At 27.5% G+C, this 18,867-nt stretch carries 13 protein-coding genes; 12 read left to right on the top strand and 1 reads right to left on the bottom strand.

Going from position 1 to position 18,867, the window contains the following annotated elements; genetic code table 11:
* Window positions 1–67 precede the first annotated feature (67 nt).
* Window positions 68–1,987 (bottom strand): ArnT family glycosyltransferase, encoded by a 1,920-nt coding sequence (locus BN2920_RS16815; protein WP_198157497.1) that lies wholly within the window; start codon window positions 1,985–1,987, stop codon window positions 68–70.
* A gap of 747 nt (window positions 1,988–2,734) precedes the next feature.
* Here BN2920_RS16815 and BN2920_RS16810 point away from each other — a divergent pair.
* From BN2920_RS16810 to BN2920_RS22645, 12 genes are all read left to right on the top strand, one after another.
* Window positions 2,735–3,958, top strand: coding sequence for an exonuclease SbcCD subunit D (locus tag BN2920_RS16810; protein WP_058296131.1), 1,224 nt, complete (start codon window positions 2,735–2,737; stop codon window positions 3,956–3,958).
* Window positions 3,945–7,430, top strand: a complete 3,486-nt coding sequence (locus BN2920_RS16805) for an SbcC/MukB-like Walker B domain-containing protein (protein WP_058296130.1) — start codon at window positions 3,945–3,947, stop codon at window positions 7,428–7,430. Before BN2920_RS16810 ends, BN2920_RS16805 begins: the two co-directional genes overlap by 14 nt.
* 142 nt (window positions 7,431–7,572) lie before the next feature.
* Window positions 7,573–8,154, top strand: coding sequence for a 50S ribosomal protein L25 (locus BN2920_RS16800; protein ID WP_058296129.1), 582 nt, complete (start codon window positions 7,573–7,575; stop codon window positions 8,152–8,154).
* Between the two features lie 238 nt (window positions 8,155–8,392).
* Window positions 8,393–10,117, top strand: coding sequence for a phospho-sugar mutase (locus tag BN2920_RS16795; RefSeq protein ID WP_058296128.1), 1,725 nt, complete (start codon window positions 8,393–8,395; stop codon window positions 10,115–10,117).
* A gap of 483 nt (window positions 10,118–10,600) precedes the next feature.
* The gene (locus BN2920_RS16790; RefSeq protein ID WP_058296127.1) at window positions 10,601–11,698 is read left to right on the top strand and encodes a tetratricopeptide repeat protein; all 1,098 of its coding nucleotides are present in this window, start codon (window positions 10,601–10,603) and stop codon (window positions 11,696–11,698) included.
* 90 nt (window positions 11,699–11,788) lie between these two features.
* Complete coding sequence (locus BN2920_RS16785) at window positions 11,789–12,508, top strand: WecB/TagA/CpsF family glycosyltransferase (protein WP_058296126.1); 720 nt, start codon at window positions 11,789–11,791, stop codon at window positions 12,506–12,508.
* Window positions 12,509–12,656: 148 nt separating this feature from the next.
* Window positions 12,657–14,228: a murein biosynthesis integral membrane protein MurJ gene (gene murJ, locus BN2920_RS16780; RefSeq protein WP_058296125.1), complete on the top strand. Its 1,572-nt coding sequence runs from the start codon at window positions 12,657–12,659 to the stop codon at window positions 14,226–14,228.
* Between the two features lie 21 nt (window positions 14,229–14,249).
* Complete coding sequence (locus BN2920_RS16775; RefSeq protein ID WP_058296124.1) at window positions 14,250–15,539, top strand: glycosyltransferase family protein; 1,290 nt, start codon at window positions 14,250–14,252, stop codon at window positions 15,537–15,539.
* Complete coding sequence (locus tag BN2920_RS16770) at window positions 15,540–16,685, top strand: glycosyltransferase (RefSeq protein ID WP_058296123.1); 1,146 nt, start codon at window positions 15,540–15,542, stop codon at window positions 16,683–16,685. It begins immediately after the preceding gene.
* Window positions 16,669–17,916 carry an O-antigen ligase family protein gene (locus BN2920_RS16765; RefSeq protein ID WP_058296122.1) on the top strand — a complete coding sequence of 416 codons (1,248 nt, stop codon included), beginning with the start codon at window positions 16,669–16,671 and terminating at the stop codon, window positions 17,914–17,916. The genes BN2920_RS16770 and BN2920_RS16765 overlap by 17 nt, the downstream gene beginning before the upstream one ends.
* Before the next feature lie 15 nt (window positions 17,917–17,931).
* On the top strand, window positions 17,932–18,579 hold the full coding sequence (locus BN2920_RS16760) for a cyclodeaminase/cyclohydrolase family protein (RefSeq protein ID WP_058296121.1): 648 nt from the start codon (window positions 17,932–17,934) through the stop codon (window positions 18,577–18,579).
* Window positions 18,580–18,700: 121 nt separating this feature from the next.
* Window positions 18,701–18,867 (top strand): transposase (locus BN2920_RS22645; RefSeq protein ID WP_479680408.1); only part of this gene is annotated, 167 nt, incomplete at its 3' end.

Below are 18,867 nucleotides of genomic sequence, written 5' to 3'. Positions count from 1 at the left end.
CTTATTAATAATAAAGAAAGATGTCAATATAAGATTACGTTATATAAACATCTTCCATTAAAATTTATTAAAAAAGATATAATGATTTGTTTGATGAGTTAGATTCATATTCAGATGGATCTATCAAAGTAGCATTTTCTTTAACATAATTTATAATATCAGAATTATTACTTCTATTTGAAACTAAGAAATAAGTAATTTTACCGTCAGAGATATATTTTTTTAGTTTATCTAAGGTAAGTGATTTATCAGAACCGGAAAAACCACCATAAGCATAAGCAGGAAGTCCAGTATTAATTATGAATGAATCAACATCAGAAGTACTTTGTGAAGTGACTAAAAAACTTCCTTCCTTATAATTTTTTACAAGGTAATCTTGTAATGAATTATTAGAAGAACTATTTTTTTTATTTGAGTTATCTGAAGCAAGCTCAGGTCCAGCATATGGTTTTACAAAGTTTGAAGGAACATATTTAACAGGGGTTAATGCCCAGTATAATGGACACACAATTAAAGCTGACATTAAAAATAGTGCTCCCCAAAATATGCAATATTTATTTGAATTAAGGTAATTTATACAAATGGGAATTAAGGCTATTAATGATAATGCTAAACAAAAAAGAAATAATATTTCTGTTAATATTGAATAATTGTCAATATATCTAAGCTGAATCATATTTGTACAAAAGAAAGCTAAAGGTAGCAAGAATGACTTTAAGGAATTATTAAGTTTAAAGTCATTAAGCATTTTTACAAATCCGATTCCAAATAAGGCACTAATGCTAGGCGCAAACATACAAAGGTAATATCTATGAAAATATCCAGCAAAGCTGAAGAATATAAACATTGTAAAGAAATTTAAAATCCAAAATGTTAACGTGGAATTTTCAATGGATAAATCATTTTTCCTAAATTTTTTAACAAATGAAAGCATAGTAAATATGCAGAAAATAATTAGCCATGAAATCTGCCCATAAAGTTCATTTGACCAAAGTCTTAAAATGGATGGAGTACTGATGCTATCACGTCCACCACTAGAATTTTTATTAGAAGAATTCACCTCTAAAGAATTTGGAGGAGCATTATTAGGCTGAGGATTAATGCTGTTATTAGTGCTTATGTTATTATTACTGTTAGCAAGATTATGTTTATCTTTGGGAGCATGTCCACCAGAATTAAAATTTGGATTATTGTCATCTGAGTTGATATTTTTATTATTAGGCTTAGATGAATTAATTTTAGTGCTTGTTCCAGAAATTCTTTCAACACCATTATGATCTATAATAAGCTCCATAACACTATTAGAAGTGGAACTTCCAACGTAAGGTCTATTTTCAGATGGATATAAATCTACAAATATAGCCCACGAAAAAGAAATACAAAGCATTATTATGGAGGCAATTATTCCATTGAAAAGCTTTTTCATAAATCTTCCTTTAGCAAATATTAAATAAGTTATGCAAAGTGCAGGCATGTACATATAAGCTTGTAACATTTTTATATTAAATCCAAGTCCAATTAGAATGCCAGCAATATATAAATATTTAGGTGAGTCTTTTTCAATGGACTTAAATAAAAAATAAATAGATATTAATAGTACAAAAACAAGCTGCATATCTACTGTATTGTTTCTAGATGCCACAACAACAGCAGGTGTAATTGAAAATACAAATGCAGATATAAGACCAGAGATTTTGCCAAAGTGTTTTGAAACAAGAATATACATCATCAAACATGAAGCTGTACTTGCTAAAGCTTGAGGCAATAACATAGCAAATCCATTATAGCCAAAAATCAATACAGATAATGTTTGAATCCAGAAACCTAAAGGGGGTTTATCTATGGACAACATGCCAGCAGGGTCAAATGATACAAAAAAGAAATTTTTGAAGTTCTCACTCATGCTTTTTATTGCAGCAGCATAATATTCATTTCCATATCCATATTGCGAAATATTAAATAAATTAAAGAATAAAGAGACTAGCATAATTAAAAATAATAGAACAATATGGTAGTTTTCTTTTAGTGAATTTATAATTTGTTGCTTGGATAGAAATTTTTTATTAAATAAAGTCATATGAAACATACCTCCATCTGGTTAGTTATTCCAATTATAGATTTATATTCTTAATATAAGCTGAACAGTAAGACTAAAAAAATAAAAATATAAACAATTTAAAAGATAAAATGAAAGTAGTGAAGGGAAATATTGGATGGTTTAAAACATGATAAATAAGATCAGTTATCTTTAAGTCTTCTCAAAAATCATAGAAATATATTTATCTAACATTTTAAGAGCACTTTAGAAATAGAGGTTCTTTTTAAATTTAATTGCAAAACACATGTTCATTTAGGATATAATTAAGGTAGGTGTGTGTTACTTAATAATTGATAATGTTTAATATTTATATTATAAATTGGAATTTGTCTAATAATGATCAATTATCAATGATCAATTTTTAATGGAGGATGAAAAACTTTCAGTTTTTCTAAAATATATTATTGCATCTATATTTGCTATAGCAAATATAATCCGCCATCGCTAAAGCGAATGTTATGGCTAATGCCATAACGATGCAATAATACAATTAAAAAGCTATAAGCTTTTTTTCCTTCATTGATCATTGAAAATTGTCAATTGTTAATTGGTTTACAAATTCTAGTTTGTGCGACAGCTTCATTTTAATAGATTAAAAAATCTAAGTTTAAAAAATTAATTAAGGAGGAATAACCTTTGAGACTATTACATACTGGGGATTGGCATTTAGGTAAGAACTTAGAAGGCCAAAGTAGAATGGATGAACAGGAACAATTTTTAAATGATTTTGTAAAGATCGTTGAAGAGAATAATATAGATTTAATAATAATAGCAGGAGATGTTTATGATACTGCTAACCCACCAGCAAGAGCAGAAAGAATGTTTTATGATACATTAAAGAAGGTATCTAGAAATGGCGAAAGACTTACACTGGTTATTGCGGGAAATCATGATAATCCAGAAAGGTTAGTTGCAGCAGGACCTTTAGCTAGAGAACATGGAATAATTATGTGCGGAACCCCAAAAACAATAGTAGAAACTGGAGAGTATGGAAAGCATAAAGTTGTAAATTCTGGTGAAGGTTTTATTGAAATAGAAGTAAATAATGAAAAAGCTGTTATATTAACAGTTCCTTATCCAAGTGAGAAGAGATTGAATGAAGTCATATATGATTTTATGTCTGATGAAGAGGAAAAAGCAAAATCATATGGAGAAAGGATTGCAGCTCTTTTTGATACATTAAAGAATAACTACAGAGATGACACAATAAACCTTATGGTATCTCATATTTTTGCTATGGGAAGTGAAGAGTCTGGATCTGAAAGAAGTATACAACTTGGCGGAAGCTATATTGTTGATGGAAGCTGCTTCCCCAAAGAAGCTCAATATATAGCTCTTGGTCATGTTCATAAGCCACAAATAGTTCCCGGAACAAATAAGAAAGCAAGATATTGTGGATCGCCACTTCATTATAATAAGAAAGAAATAAGCTTTAAGAAAAAATGTTTTATAGTAGATGTTAAGCCTAAAGAAGAATGCAAAATAGAAGAAGTAGAATTTAAGGTTTATAAGCCAATAGAAATATGGAGATGCAAAGGCATTGAAGAGGCAATAAGCAAATGTGAAGAAAATAAAGACAGAGACTGTTGGGTGTATTTAGAAGTTGAAACTGACAGATATATAAAAGAAGATGAAATAAAATCAATGAAAGATTTAAAGAAAGATATTCTTGAAATCACACCTAAAGTAAAAGGCATTGAGGATGAAGAAAGTGAATTTGTAAATGTTAATGAGAAATCTTTTGAAGAAATCTTTACGGAGTTTTATAAGAAAGAAAGAGATGTTGAACCTGATGATGAATTGTTAAAATTACTATTATCTATAATGGGAGAGGAGGAAGAAGCTGATGAGACCAATTAAGCTTATGATTGAAGGATTAAATAGTTTTATAGAAAAACAGACAATTGATTTTGAGGATCTTACAAGTGAAGGTTTCTTTGGGATTTTTGGACCGACTGGTAGTGGTAAATCAAGTATACTTGATGGAATAACTTTGGCTCTGTATGGAAACATAGCAAGAAAAAGTTCTAATTATATAAATATAAATTGCGATAGATTAAATGTTAATTTTGAATTTCAAATTTGTAGTTCAGAGGTAAAAAGATATATTGTAGACAGAGAATTTAGAAGAAAGAAAGATGGAAGTATTTTATCAGGAAAATGCAAGCTTATTGATTGTGAAAATGATGAGATTTTAGCTGATAGCGTGAAGGGAATAAATAAAGCCATTGAGTCAATTATTGGGCTTAATTTAGAAGACTTTACAAGGACAGTAGTACTGCCACAAGGTAAATTTAGTGACTTCTTAAAACTTGAAGGAAAAGATCGTAGAGAAATGCTTGAAAGGTTATTTAACCTTCAAAAGTATGGGGATAATTTATCTAATAAGCTGTCAAGGGAAATAACAAGACAGAGAAGTGAATCAAATATATTAAATGGTCAGCTTATGGGGTATGAAGATATAACTGATGAAAATATAAATGCAAAGAAGGAAGCTTTAAATGAGATTAATAATAACTTAGTATCATTAAAAGATGAAAATGAAAAGCTAGATAAAAAGTTTAAAGAATGCGAAAATCTTTGGAATTTACAAATTGAGTTAAATGAGTATTCAGAAAAGAGACTTAAGTTAAAGGAAAAAGAAGATAAGTATAATGAACTTAAATCTATAATAAAGCTTGGAGAAGCAAGCAATAGAGTATTACCTTATTTGAAAGCATATGAAAATACAATAGCAGCTTTTAAAGAAAATAAAACTCAGCTTACTTTATTAAGTAGTAAACTTCAAAATATAAAAATTGAAAAAGAAGAAATAGATAAAACTTATGATTTAGCTAAGGAAAAGAAAGATAATGATCTTCCTAAATTGTTAGTAAATGAGAAGATGGTTAGTGATGCAATAAGTGAAGAAGAAGCACTTAAGAGTATTGAAGCAAAAATATCTTTATTATTAAATGAGAAGAAAGCACTACATATAAAAATTGAAGAAGATAGTAAGAAGCTTCTAGAACTAGAAGAAGAAATAAAAAGATATTCAGCTGAATGTGAAAATAATCAAAGTGAGTATGACAAGTTAAAAATAGATGAAGAATTTAAAGTTAAAGTACAAAAAGGGATTTTAGATGAGCAAAGATTGTCCTCCATAAAAGATGCACTTATTAAGGATAAAGAAAAAAAAGAGAATATAGAAAAGGATAATCTTGTAGTTTTAGAAGAAGGGAAAAAACTTAGAAGTATATTAGAAGAAAAGAAAAAAATATTAAATGAATATAATGAAAAGATTAAATCTTTAGATGAAAATTGCCCTGGTGATCAAAATGCATTACTAGGTCTTAGAGATCTTATAAATGTAGCAAAAGAAAGAACTAATAATTTAAATAAATTAAACGAAGAAAATAAAGCATGTGAAAATGAAATAAAAAAACTAGACAGTGAAAAGGAAGATAAAAAGAAAGAATTAGAAGCTTTTGAAAAAGAATTAGATGAATTTAAAGATGAGCTTAATGAAGCGATAAAAGAAAATTTAGCACATACTTTAAGAGTAGATTTAATTGAAGGTGATACTTGTCCAGTATGTGGTTCAACGCATCATGTTAAAGAAAATATAAAAAATGATGAATTAAAAGATGTAACAGTAATAGAAGAAAAGATTAAAGCGAAAGAAAAAGAAATAAAATTAATTTCAGAAGCCATTATAAAATATGAAAGCAGAATCTTATTACTAAATGAAAAAAATAATAAGAATAAAGAAGAAATCATTAAAATAGAGGAGTTTTTAAAAGAAGCTTCATTAGAAGAGCTTCAAAAAAGATTTAGTAAATTAGAAAAAGATTTAGATGTTTATAAGAAAGAAAGGGAAAGTACTGAAAAAGCATTAAACAATATAAAAAATGAAATAACAGAAGAAGACGGAAAAATTAATAGCAAAAGAGAAGTATATGCTAATAATGTAAAACAGCTTAATTTATTAAATAAAGAAATTACTGATAAAGAGGAAGAATTTAATATTTATGAAAATATTTTATCTAAATTAAAAGAAGATACAAGTGTAGAAGATTTTAAGAAAAAGAATGAGGAAATAACACAAATTGAATTAAAAAGAAATTCACTTGAAAAAGTATTAAAAGAAAAAAGAAATGAGTTAGATAAACTAAAAAAATTAAAAGAAAATAAAAATGCAGAGTTATCTATAAGCAAAGAAAGTGCTGCTAAAATAGATACTAATTTAAATTCATATGAAGAAAGTAAAAAGGAAAAGATCCAATCTATAAAAAATAAAGTTGGTGAAGAAAAAGAGTTAAAAAAATTATTAATAACTATTAAAAAGAATATCATAGATATAAGTGAGTTATATAAGAGGACAGAAGAAAGAAAAAATGAAATAGAAAAAGAATATAAAGATATAAATGAAAAGCTTATTTCAGCGCAAAGTAAAGACAATGATTTAACAGTAAGGAAAAATCAAGATGAAATAAGTTTAAGTAAGTCTATAAAAGATGAAGGATTTGAAAGCTCAGAAGATGTTAGAAAGAGCTTGATTAAAGAGGAATTGTTAAATTCATATAAGGATAATGTGAATTTATATAATGAAAACTTATCTAAAATAGATGGTGCTATAGAAAGTTTATTAAAGAAAATAGATGACAGAGAAATAAGCAAAGAAGAATATGAAAGGATAAAATTACTAAAGGTTCAGGAATATGAAAGATATTCTAAATTAAATGAAGAAAAAATTAAATGTGATGAAGAGTTAAAAGTTTTAGAAACTAAGATGAATGAACAAAAAGAACTTTTAAGTAAGAGAAAAGAATTAGATCACAAAATATCATTGTTATCAGATTTAGATAAATTATTTAAAGGCAAAAAGTTCGTAGAGTTTGTTGCTGCATATCAATTAAAATATGTAACAATTGAAGCCTCAAAGAGATTAAAAGAAATAACTCATGGAAACTTTGGAATTGAAGTTGATGAAAATGGAAGATTTATAATGAGAGATTATAAAAATGGAGGAGCGGAACGGGATGCTTCAACATTATCAGGGGGAGAAACATTCCTTGCATCTTTATCATTAGCTTTAGCTTTATCAGCACAAATTCAATTAAAAGGAACAGCGCCGCTTGAATTATTCTTCTTAGATGAAGGCTTTGGTACATTAGATGAAGATTTACTTGAAGTTGTAATGAGCTCTCTTGAAAGAATTCATAATGACAGGCTTAAAGTTGGTATAATAAGCCATGTCGAAAGTATAAAAAACAGAGTTCCTGTAAAACTTGTTATTACTCCAGCAGAATGTGGTGTTGGTGGCAGTAAGGTTAGAATTGAGCGAACTTAGAGTGTAACTAAAGTTAAGTATAATTTCTTCTTAAATTGGAAAGACTTAAAAAATGTATAGTGAAAGAATGCGTAAATAAATAATTATAATTACATTTATTTTATTACGCATTCTTCAAAGAAAGTTTAAGGAGAGATTATTAATGAAAGAATTGAAATTAAATAAAAGAAATGAAGAAACCGGACATAATGCAAGAAGACTAAGAAGAAATGGAGTAATTCCAGGTATTGTTTATGGAAAGAAATTAGGAAGTTTAATGTTTGAAATAGGTCAAATGGACCTTTTAAGAGATTTAAGTGATGCTGGAGAACATGGAGTAGTAAACTTTAATTTAGATGGTTATAGTGGAACTGCTGTAATAAAAGAAGTACAAAAAGATGCAGTTAATCATAATGTAATTCATGTAGATTTAGAAGAAATTGATAATAATCATACAATTGAATCTGAAGTTCCAATAATCTTTAAAGGAAAAGATTTCTTAAATGAAAAAGGTGTTGTATTACAAACTCAAAAAGATACTGTTAAAGTATCTTGTATGCCAGAAGATTTACCAAAATCAATAGAGTTTGACATTAAAAATGCTCAAATAGGAAGCGTATTTAAATTAAGTGATATCGAAGTCGGTAGTGAAATATCTATTGTAGATGACTTAAATACAGTGTTAGCTTCAATATCTGGAAAACAATTCATGATAGAGCCAGAAGATGATGTAGAGAAAAAGTAGAATATAATAAAAAGTAAAATTTATATATAATATCTATATGAAATTTAGATAAAAAAATTTTGAATATCTTTGAAACTTATAGGCAAAATCAAAGATTCATTTATAAAATATTACTAAAAGCTGTCGAAGTTTTTGTCAAAAGATCAGAAGTTGCTATTCAAAAAACTATAAAACTATTTTTTATTATATTCAAATATTGTATAATAAATAATGAGATAAATGGGGAGGGACGATTAAAATGAATTACAAAGAAAAATATAATATTTGGTTAAATTCAGACATAATAAATGAAGAGACAAAAAATGAATTAAGAAGTATAACTGATGAAAAGGATATAGAGGATAGATTCTATCAAGATTTAGATTTTGGTACAGGTGGATTAAGAGGCGTAATCGGAGCTGGTAGTAATAGAATGAACGTATATACTGTAGCTCAAGCAACTCAAGGATTTGCTGATTATTTAAATAAAAGCTTTGATAAGCCAAGTGTAGCCATTGCTTATGATTCAAGAAATATGTCTAAAGAATTTGCTAAATCTGCTGCACTTACTTTATGTGCAAATAATATAAAGGTTTATTTATATGAAAGTTTAAGACCAACTCCAGTACTATCATTTGCTGTTAGAGAATTAAAATGTACTGGTGGTATAGTAATAACTGCATCACACAATCCAAAGATTTACAATGGATATAAGGTGTATGATGAGTTCGGTGGACAAGTAACTGATGAAAAAGCTAACATAATAATTCAATGTGTTAAGGCTGTAGACGATTTTTCTAAGATTAAAAGTATAGAAGAAAGTGAAGCTTTAGAAAAGAATCTTTTAGAATATGTTGGAGAAGCATTAGATAAGGTTTACTATGAAAAAGTTGAAGCTTTAACAATAAGAAAAGATTTAGTTAAAGAAAGCGCTAAAGAACTAAAAGTTATTTATACTCCTATCCATGGTTCGGGAAATGTTCCAGTTAGAGCGGTATTAAAGGATCTTGGATATAATGTTGATGTTGTTAAAGAACAAGAAGCTCCAGATGGAAACTTCCCAACAGCTTCATATCCAAATCCAGAAAATCCAGATGTATTTAAGCTTGCATTAAAAATGGCAGAAACAGAAGCACCAGATTTGATCTTTGGAACAGACCCAGATTGTGATAGAATTGGTCTTGTTGTTAAAGAAGCTAGTGGAGAATACAAAGTATTAACAGGAAACCAAACTGGTTTACTTTTAACTCATTATGTATTAAGCTCTCTTAAAGAAACAGGAAAATTACCTAAAAATGGTGTTGTTATTAAAACAATAGTTACAACAGAAGGTGCTAGAAAGATTGCAGAAGACTTCGGTGTTGAATTAATGGATGTATTAACAGGATTCAAGTATATCGGAGAAAAAATCAGAGAATTTGAAGATGCAGGAGATAAGAGTTATCTTTTCGGGTTTGAAGAAAGTTATGGATACTTAGCAGGTACTTTTGTACGTGATAAGGATGCTGTAATTGCTTCAATGCTTGCATGTGAAATGGCATTATATTATAAGAAACAAGGCAAGAGCCTTTATGATGCATTAATAGAATTATACGAAAAATATGGATTCTTTAAGGAAAATTTGGTATCTATTGAATTAAAAGGTAAAGAAGGCCAAGAAAAGATAGGAACTTGCATAGAAGCATTAAGAACTGAAAAATTAAATGCAGTTGGAGATGTTAAAGTAGCAACTAGATTAGATTATAAATTAAGCATTGAAGAAGATGTTAAGGGTGGATCTGAAAAGACTATTAACCTACCAAAATCAAATGTATTAAAATATATTTTAGAAGATGATTCATATTTTGTAGTAAGACCATCAGGAACTGAACCAAAAATGAAGATTTACTTAGCTATAAAAGGCAGTAGCTTAGAAGATGCAGAAACACAAATAGCTAACTTTAAAGAAAAAGTAATGGAAATAATAAATGAAAAATTAAACTAGAATATAAATAAAAAAATTGCTATCATCATTATAGGTGATAGCAATTTTTTATTCTTTAGAAAATTATATTTATGGACAATCTGTGGCGAGGTGCCCCTTGAGGGTATAAGTTATTTTAAAAAATATTGCAATAGACTAATGCATAGTTCCTAAAGAATAAAAAATAAATTATATGGCCTGGCCTTTTCGCAAGCTTGCTCAGAAAATCCAGAGTGCACTGAAAAAAATCGACGGCTTAAAGGATTACGTCTTATAAAAGCTATTGTATTTTATAGAAGACTATATCATAGTCGCCTTGGCGATTTTTTTATTATCTATAATTTATATATTTAGAGTTTAGGTTATAATTACTATAGTAGATGATTTTATTAAGAATAACAGTAAATTTTACAAATACAAATAATGAAGTATAATAAAGTAATGATTACATATTTACTAAAATGTAGTCTTATAAATTTCTAAATATTAATATGAGGTGCTAAGATGAATTATAAAACTATGTATAAAGATAAATTAAGTAAAATGCTGTTTTTAGAAATAAATAAGGAAGCATTTTTTAAAAGCATTAATATACCAGATGATATAAAATTAAAAAATGATGATTTATATATCCCTATAAGTGGTGAGTATGTTGCAAACAATGCGACTGATGAAATAAAAATACATAATTTACCTATATACTATTTTATAGAAGGTATGTTTATGGCATTTGGAGCAGATAAAAATCTTAGATTTAATGATGATTATGGCTGTATTTTATCTTACATTGATGATAGTGAACAATGCATAAAAAGTATAATTGCAGATAAAGTAAAAAAGAATGAATTAGAGGATGCTTATATTTTATCAAAAGGATTATATAGATATACTAATGAACAGGAAGTTATGGAAGCAGTACTCTCAATTGGTGAAGCTATAAGAGAAGAAAATAAAGGCTTTTCAGAATTGTTATTAGAAGACATTGAAGAATGCAAAGAAAAATTCGATCATAATCCTAAGCCATATCTGTACTCAGCATTAATCTGCAGAGATGATGGTGACTATAAAAAGGCACAAGTTGAAATAAATGAATATGTAAATAAGGGCGGAGAAAAAACAAATGAAATAGAAATCGTAATGAATGACATTAATAATATAGGAAACTATGAAAAGGCAATAGAGATAGTAAATGACGAACCAGAAAAAGCTATTAGCTTATTGCTGCCTCTTCAAGAACAATTTGAAAAAAATCCATTAATATATTATTACTTAGCCGTAGCATATAGAAAATTAGAAAATTATGATAAAGCAATTTACTACTTAATGGAGAGTTTACAAATTGAATCAGGTATTCTTGAAGTGGTTAATGAATTAGGATTAAATTATGCATGTATTCATAACTATGAAGAAGCTGTTAAGTATTTTAAGAAAGCATTTGAAGCATCAAATGAAGTGGGTATTTGCACAAATATTGTTATGTGTTATATTAATTTAGGGGATAAAGAACAAGCAAGGGAATATCTAGAAAAAGCTAAAAAGATAGATCCATCTGATGAAATAGTTATTGAATTAGATCAAATGTTAAATAGAGTAGTTAAATAAAGAGATATAATAATTAAATTGTCTATTATGTTATGGTATGTATAATAGACAATTCAAATATAAATGGTTGTATACATAAAAGGAGATTGTATGTTTACAAAAATACTAGATTTTAAAGTTTTTAATGAAGATAAAAATAGTCTCATGAAATATATAGAAAAGTATGAAAAAGTAAATATAGTATCTGGAAATCCGGAAATATTGTTGAATGGCATGAAGAATAATAAGCTGAAAGAAAGCTTTAATGCAGAAACTTCATTAATAATTCCAGATGGAATAGGGACAGTACTTGCATCTAAAATAGTTAAAGATCCAGTAAAAGAGAAAATAGCAGGAATAGATGTTGTTAAAGAAATTCTTATAAAGTCAGAAAAAGAGAAAAAGAGTATATATCTTTTAGGTGCTGAGGAAGAAGTTCTTGTAAAGTGCATAGAAAATATAAAAAAACAGCATCCAAGTTTAAATATAGCAGGTTCACATAATGGTTTTTTTGACCTTAACAATTGTAAAGATATAATTGAAGATATTAAATCTAAAGATATATATGCAATATTTGTAGCAATGGGTTCACCAAGGCAGGAAATATTTATAGATAAAATACTACATGATTCAAATATTAAAATATTCATGGGTGTAGGTGGAGTATTTGACGTTTTTGCTGGAAAGGTAAATAGGGCCCCTAAATGGATGATATCACTAGGTTTAGAATGGTTATATAGAACAATAAAGGAGCCATTTAGAATTAAAAGATTGGGAGCTATCCCTAAGTTTTTAATACAAGTAGTTAAAAATAGAAAGAAATGCAATTGATAAGTGATTATTGATATTGAATAGTTATAAATATGGAAATTACTATAAGAAAATCTATGATAGTTTTAGTATAATTTATATTAGATGGATATGGTAAAATAACTGTCAGCTATCAATTGTCAACTGTCAACCAAATTCAAGGTGTGTTATGAAAAAAGAAAGCAGTTTAATAAAATCGACATTTATAATAATGATAGTTTCCTTAATAAGCAGGGTAATTGGTTTTTTACGTGATATACTTATTGCAAAAGATTTTGGCGGAGGAATGTACACTGATGCTTATAATATAGCAGTTTCAATACCAGAAACTATATTTACATTGGTAGGTCTTTCAATATCTACTGCATTTTTACCAATGCTTAGCAAAGTACGCGCAGAAAAGGGGCAAGAAGAGATGTATAACTTTGCTAATAAGGTTATAAACATACTCTTTGCTATATCGATTGTATTCTTTATTGCAAGCAGCATATTTTCAGAAGAAATTGTGGGATGGCTAGGAAAAGGAAGCCAGGGAAGTGGTCTATCACCAGAAGGTATGGCTTTAGCAATTAAATTAACGCGAATAACTTTACTTAACTTATTGTTTTTGTCTGTGAATGCATGCTTTACTGCAATGCTTCAAGTTAATGAAGACTTTGTGATTCCGTCTATACTTGGATTATTTTTTAATTTACCAATGATATTATATTTAATATTATTTAAAAACAGTGATATTGTAGGATTGACTATTGCTAATGTTATAGGTAATTTCTGCAGAGTTTTAGTTCAAGTTCCTTCACTTTGGACTCATAATTATAAATATAAGTTCATTATTGATTTTAAAGATAAGAGATTAAAAACTATGCTTTTTATAATACTTCCTGTAATAGTTGGTGCAGGCGCAAATTCATTAAATATGATGGTAGATATAAAAGTAGGTGCTTCTTTAAAAGAAGGATCAATATCAGCACTTAATTTTGCTCAAAAGCTTATAGTATTTATAAATAATACAATAACAGTAGCAATATCAAGTGTTTCATATCCAATGATGGCTAATCTTATAAATTCAAATGATAGATCTGGGTTTATAAACATATTAAAAAAATCTGTAATATATCTAGCAATATTGTTAATTCCAATAACAGTTGGCGTTATGATATTTTCAAAAACAATTGTAAGTCTTGTATATGAAAGAGGATTATTTGATGAGAGAGCAGTTACTCTTACTACATTAGCACTATTTGGTTATAGTTTTGGAATATTCTTCACGGGCATGAGAGATATTTTAAATTCTACACTTTTTTCTATGGGAAAAACAAAGATAACTGCTATGAATGGTGTTATAGGTGTTGTTATAAATGTTACTCTTAGCATAACTTTATCAAAAGTAATAGGAATAACAGGAATAGCATTAGCATCTGGAATAGCTATGATGGTTACATCAATACTATTATTTATAAGTATTATGAAGAGTGAACGAAATTTTAATGTAGGAGATATAATTAAAAAGATAGGGATTATAGTAGTTAACTCATTAATTATGGGAATAGTTATTGTAGTATTTCTTATGTTAATAGGAGACAGCATAAACTTTACACAGAATAAAATGATAAATTCCAGTATAACTTTATTAACTGGAACAATTATTGGAATGATAGTATACTTTAGTTTAAGTTATATATTTAAAATAGAAGAATTTATTGAAATGAAAGATATATTACTTAAGAGGTTTAATAAATAAGCAGTTAGATTAGGAGGCTTTATGAAATTATTATTTATAGCATGTTATTCACCATTAATAAATAATTCTGCAGCTATTGAAACATTGCAGTATTTAAATAAGTTAAGTGATATTGATGGAAATGAAATACATCTTTTAACAGTGAATTTTCCCCAAAACTCAGTTTATTATGATGAGACACTTTTATCAATGATGAATAAAAAAATAAGACTTCATGCGGTTAAAGGCGGCGCTATATTTAATAAATTAATGCCTAAAAAATCAGCTAATTCTCACAATTTTTCTAATAATAAAAGCTCAGGAAATATAAAAAAAATACTAAGAAAGATAAAAAATGCAGTGGTTATACCAGATATGTATTATGGATGGGCAAAGAATGCTTCAAAATATGGGATAAAGCTTATAGAAGATGAAAAGATTGATGTAATATTTTCTATGCATGAACCACCATCTTCACATCTTTGTGCTTATTATATAAAGAAGCAATATAAAGATATACCATGGATAACATATTGGAGTGATCCTTGGCTTAAAGATTCGACACGTGAAAAGAGCTTTATATTAAAGAAACTTATAGAAAAGAATATGGAGAAAAATATAATAAGCTGTGCAGATAAATTTATATTTGTTACAGAAGATAATAGAAGCGAATATTTAAAGGATTATAAAAAATTAAATAAAGATAACACTTTTATATTAAATAGAGGGTTTGATTCAAAATTATATGATGATTTAAGCAAAGAAGAGCCACCTAGATTTATAGATAAGAATAAGATTAATATTATTTATACTGGAGAAATATTCTCAAAGCTTAGAGATATTAGGCCTTTTATAGAAGCAATTGAGAACATAAAAAAAGACGATTATTCAAAATATAGAAAATTGAATATACTATTCTTTGGAAATATAGATGATGTTGAAGGACGAAAGAAATTAGAAAAGCTAGATGTAGCAAAAGTTTCACCAAGAATTCCTTTTAATGAAGCTCTTAAATACATGTTAAATGGTGATATATTGCTTTTGTTTGGAAATAAAAATTCAAAGCAGATTCCAGCTAAAATATATGATTATTTTGGAGCAAATGGGAGAATATTTGTTATATATGGTGATAAAAATGATCCTATAGGAAGGATTACTAAAGATAATGATAAATGTATATGTTCATATAATTCTAGTGAAGATATTAAAAATAATATTTATAATATGATTGAAATGTATGAACATAATAACTTATGTTCTGGTCCGGATTATAATTATGAATGGAATTCAATAGTTGGTAGGTTAAATAAAATATTATGGGGACGTGATTAAATGCATATAATGGTCATTCCGTCTTGGTATTCAAGTAAGGCAAATAAGGTTCATGGAAGCTTTTTTAAAGAACAGTTTAAAGCACTTCAAAATGATGGAGAAAAAATAAGTGTTGCTTATAATGAAATATGGCCAATAACTAAATTTGGAAAGATTAAAGAAAAGAGAAAAATCAATTTCCAAGTAGAAGATAATTTAAGAACTTATAGATATAAAGATTATAATTATTTTCCTAAAAATCCAATGATGTTTAGAAGTTTTAATAAAAGAATGGATAAACTTTATAAAGAGATTGTGAAAAAGGAAGGGAAAGTTGATATAATACATGCTCATTCATGTTTTTGGGGTGGCATAGCAGCAGCATATATAAGTAAAAAGTATAATATACCATTAGTTATAACAGAACACTCATCATTAAAATATGCGAAATATGCTAAGGATTCATATAAACAATATATATTTGATGCTTATAAAGAAGCAGATATATTAGTATCTGTAGGAACAGGATTAAAAAAAGAAATAAGTGAATATGTAGATAGAGATATTATGGTTATACCGAATATGGTTGATTTAAATTTATTTTATATAGATAATAACAAAAATAAAAAATTCACTTTCTTTTCATGTGCATTTCTTGAAGAAGGCAAAGGAATGGGAGATTTAATAAAAGCTTTTTCTATGGCTTTTAAAGGTCAAGATGTTATTTTAAATATTGGAGGAGATGGATCTACTAAAAATTCCTTAGAAGAACTGGCTAAAGAGATTAATATAGATGAGCAGGTAAACTTTCTGGGGGCTTTATCAAGAGAGCAGGTTTCAGAAGAAATGAGAAAGTGTGACGCATTTGCACTTCCATCAGAGCATGAAACATTTGGAGTGGTTTATATAGAAGCATTAGCTTGTGGAAAGCCTGTGATTGGAGCCAATAATGGTGGAGCTGAAGATATAATAGAAGAGTATAATGGAATAATAGCTAATAAAAATGATGTGGACAGTATAAAAGATGCACTTATAGAAATAAAAGAAAATTATAATATATATAATAAGAATTTAATTAGAAAAAAAGTAGTTGATAAGTATTCAGAAGAAGTATTAGTTGAATGCATAAAAGGAGTGTATAAAGAGGCTTATGAAAGACACCATTGAGAAGATATTTGGATATATAGAAAAGAGCAAATTTTATTTTAAATTATTTTATTTATTTGTAAGTTTAACATTTGTAACTGCATTAAAAACAATACCTGGAATACATATACTAAGCAAAATTGCTCTTCTTTGGGGAGTAATTATAATATTTTATATGGTTTTTAGTGGGTATAAGAAAAGAAAGATATATGGTTTTGATATATCATTAGGTGCATTCTTAATTTTGACATTAATTTTGACATTAATTTTTTATAGAACTGGAGAAAATCTAGTAATATGGCTTGTTAACAGTATACTTTTTATAAGTATTTATACAATAGATATTTTTAAAAGTAAAAAAGAATTAATAAAGGAAATGGAAATCATAACTTATTTTTATACTATATTTATGGCAATAGCTTCTATAGTATCTTTGCTTATGAGGATTTTTAATCAAAATATAGAGATCGGAAAATTTTTATTTGCTGGTAGTAAAGGTGGATTATTTGAAAATGAAAATGCAATTTCAATAGCAGCAGCAATTGCAATTACATTATGTTTATATATTAATTATTCAACAAAAATAAATAAGATAAAATTATATTGTCTTGGAAATATTGCATTGCAGTTAATAACTATGATGGTGTTTAGAGGTCGTAGTGCCATATTAATAGTTATAGCAATGTTCTATACGGCAGCATTTATATATCTTAAAAATAAATATATTAGAATAAGTATGATAATTCTGCCAATAATATTAATAATAGCTTCAATTATAGTAATTGTAGGTACAGATTGGAATTATACTGCAATAAGATTGTATACAAGTGGAAGAAGTAATCTTTGGAGGACTGCATGGGCAGTGATCAAATGGTATCCTTTTATTGGAGTAGGTAATACCGCATTATTTGTGAGTATGAAGGAAGCAAGAATAACATGGGATCTTCCTGGGCTTGAATATGGTGGACTTCATAATATATACTTCCAAATAATAACTGTAAATGGAGTAATATCATTGATTTTATTTTTAGCTTTTTTATGTGGAATGTTAATCTTTATATTAAAGCGTGTGGATAACCTAAAAAGAAAAGAAAGATTAAGAATGACAGTGTTGGTATCAATGCTGGTTGGTATTCTAGCCGCTAATCTTTTTGAAAGTACACTTATATATATAGTAAGTTTTATATCTATGATATTCTGGATTTACTTAGGATATGTAATTTCAATATTGGATAATAGGAATTTTAAATAATTTGGGGGTATGTAAATGACTAAATTTTGTGATGAAAAAATAAAAGAATTTTTGGAGGAATTAGGATCAGATATGCCATCTCCAGGAGGAGGAGCTGTTGCAGGGTTGGCTTCCGCCATATCTGGAGCATTAAACTCTATGGTTTACTCATTAACTGTAGACAAAAAGGCTTATTTAGCATTAGATGAAAAAGAACAGTTAATGATAAGGGAAGTTGAAGAAAAATCAAAGGAATTTACAAATAGAAGTTTAGAGCTTATGGAAGCTGACAGAGAAAATTTTATGAAATTAATGGACTGTTATAAACTTCCTAAAGAAACTGAAGAAGATAAGAAAAGTAGATCTAAGGCAATTAAATATAATACAATAAAAGCAATGGAAGCTCCATTAATACTTGCACGAGAAAGCTTGAGCTTTTATGATAATTTAGATGTTATGGCTAAGTACGGAAATAAAATGCTTTTATCAGATTTAAGTATTGCTGCAATTTTACTCCACTCAGCAATAGAAAGTTCTGTAGTTAATGTTAAGGTTAACTTAAATTCTTTAAGAAATGAGGAGTTTTTTGAAGAAGTTGATAAAGAGATAAGAAGCATAATGGAAAAATCAGAAAAGAAGAAAAAAGAAATTTATGATTATGTTGATTCGGTAATATATAAATAATAAAATAAGCACTACTAATTTTAGTAGTGCTCAGACTGTTGACAACTAACTTCAAAATGAAGCTAGTTGTTTATTTTTATGTTAAAATATGATAGTAAAAGTAAGGTGGTGTTTCATTATGATGGGAATTAAAAAGAAAGCAGACAGAACACAAATTGAAATGTTAAGTTTAGATGATCTTGTTCCTAAAAATCATTTAGTTAGAAAAATAGATGCAGCAATAGATTTAAGTTTTATTTACGATGAAGTAAAAGATCTATACAAGCCTTACGGGCGCGAAAGCATTGA

Origin of the sequence: Clostridium neonatale (genome assembly GCF_001458595.1) — a bacterium.
In the GTDB taxonomy this organism is placed as follows: domain Bacteria; phylum Bacillota; class Clostridia; order Clostridiales; family Clostridiaceae; genus Clostridium; species Clostridium neonatale.
This window is presented reverse-complemented; position numbering and strand designations above follow the sequence as displayed.

Coding starts and splice junctions, on each gene's coding strand:
- BN2920_RS16815 (WP_198157497.1), bottom strand. CDS start 1,987: ATGCTAGTCTCTTTATTCTTTAATTTATTTAATATTTCGCAATATGGA.
- BN2920_RS16805 (WP_058296130.1), top strand. CDS start 3,945: ATGAGACCAATTAAGCTTATGATTGAAGGATTAAATAGTTTTATAGAA.
- BN2920_RS16800 (WP_058296129.1), top strand. CDS start 7,573: ATGAAAGAATTGAAATTAAATAAAAGAAATGAAGAAACCGGACATAAT.
- BN2920_RS16795 (WP_058296128.1), top strand. CDS start 8,393: ATGAATTACAAAGAAAAATATAATATTTGGTTAAATTCAGACATAATA.
- BN2920_RS16790 (WP_058296127.1), top strand. CDS start 10,601: ATGAATTATAAAACTATGTATAAAGATAAATTAAGTAAAATGCTGTTT.
- BN2920_RS16785 (WP_058296126.1), top strand. CDS start 11,789: ATGTTTACAAAAATACTAGATTTTAAAGTTTTTAATGAAGATAAAAAT.
- murJ (WP_058296125.1), top strand. CDS start 12,657: ATGAAAAAAGAAAGCAGTTTAATAAAATCGACATTTATAATAATGATA.
- BN2920_RS16775 (WP_058296124.1), top strand. CDS start 14,250: ATGAAATTATTATTTATAGCATGTTATTCACCATTAATAAATAATTCT.
- BN2920_RS16770 (WP_058296123.1), top strand. CDS start 15,540: ATGCATATAATGGTCATTCCGTCTTGGTATTCAAGTAAGGCAAATAAG.
- BN2920_RS16765 (WP_058296122.1), top strand. CDS start 16,669: ATGAAAGACACCATTGAGAAGATATTTGGATATATAGAAAAGAGCAAA.
- BN2920_RS16760 (WP_058296121.1), top strand. CDS start 17,932: ATGACTAAATTTTGTGATGAAAAAATAAAAGAATTTTTGGAGGAATTA.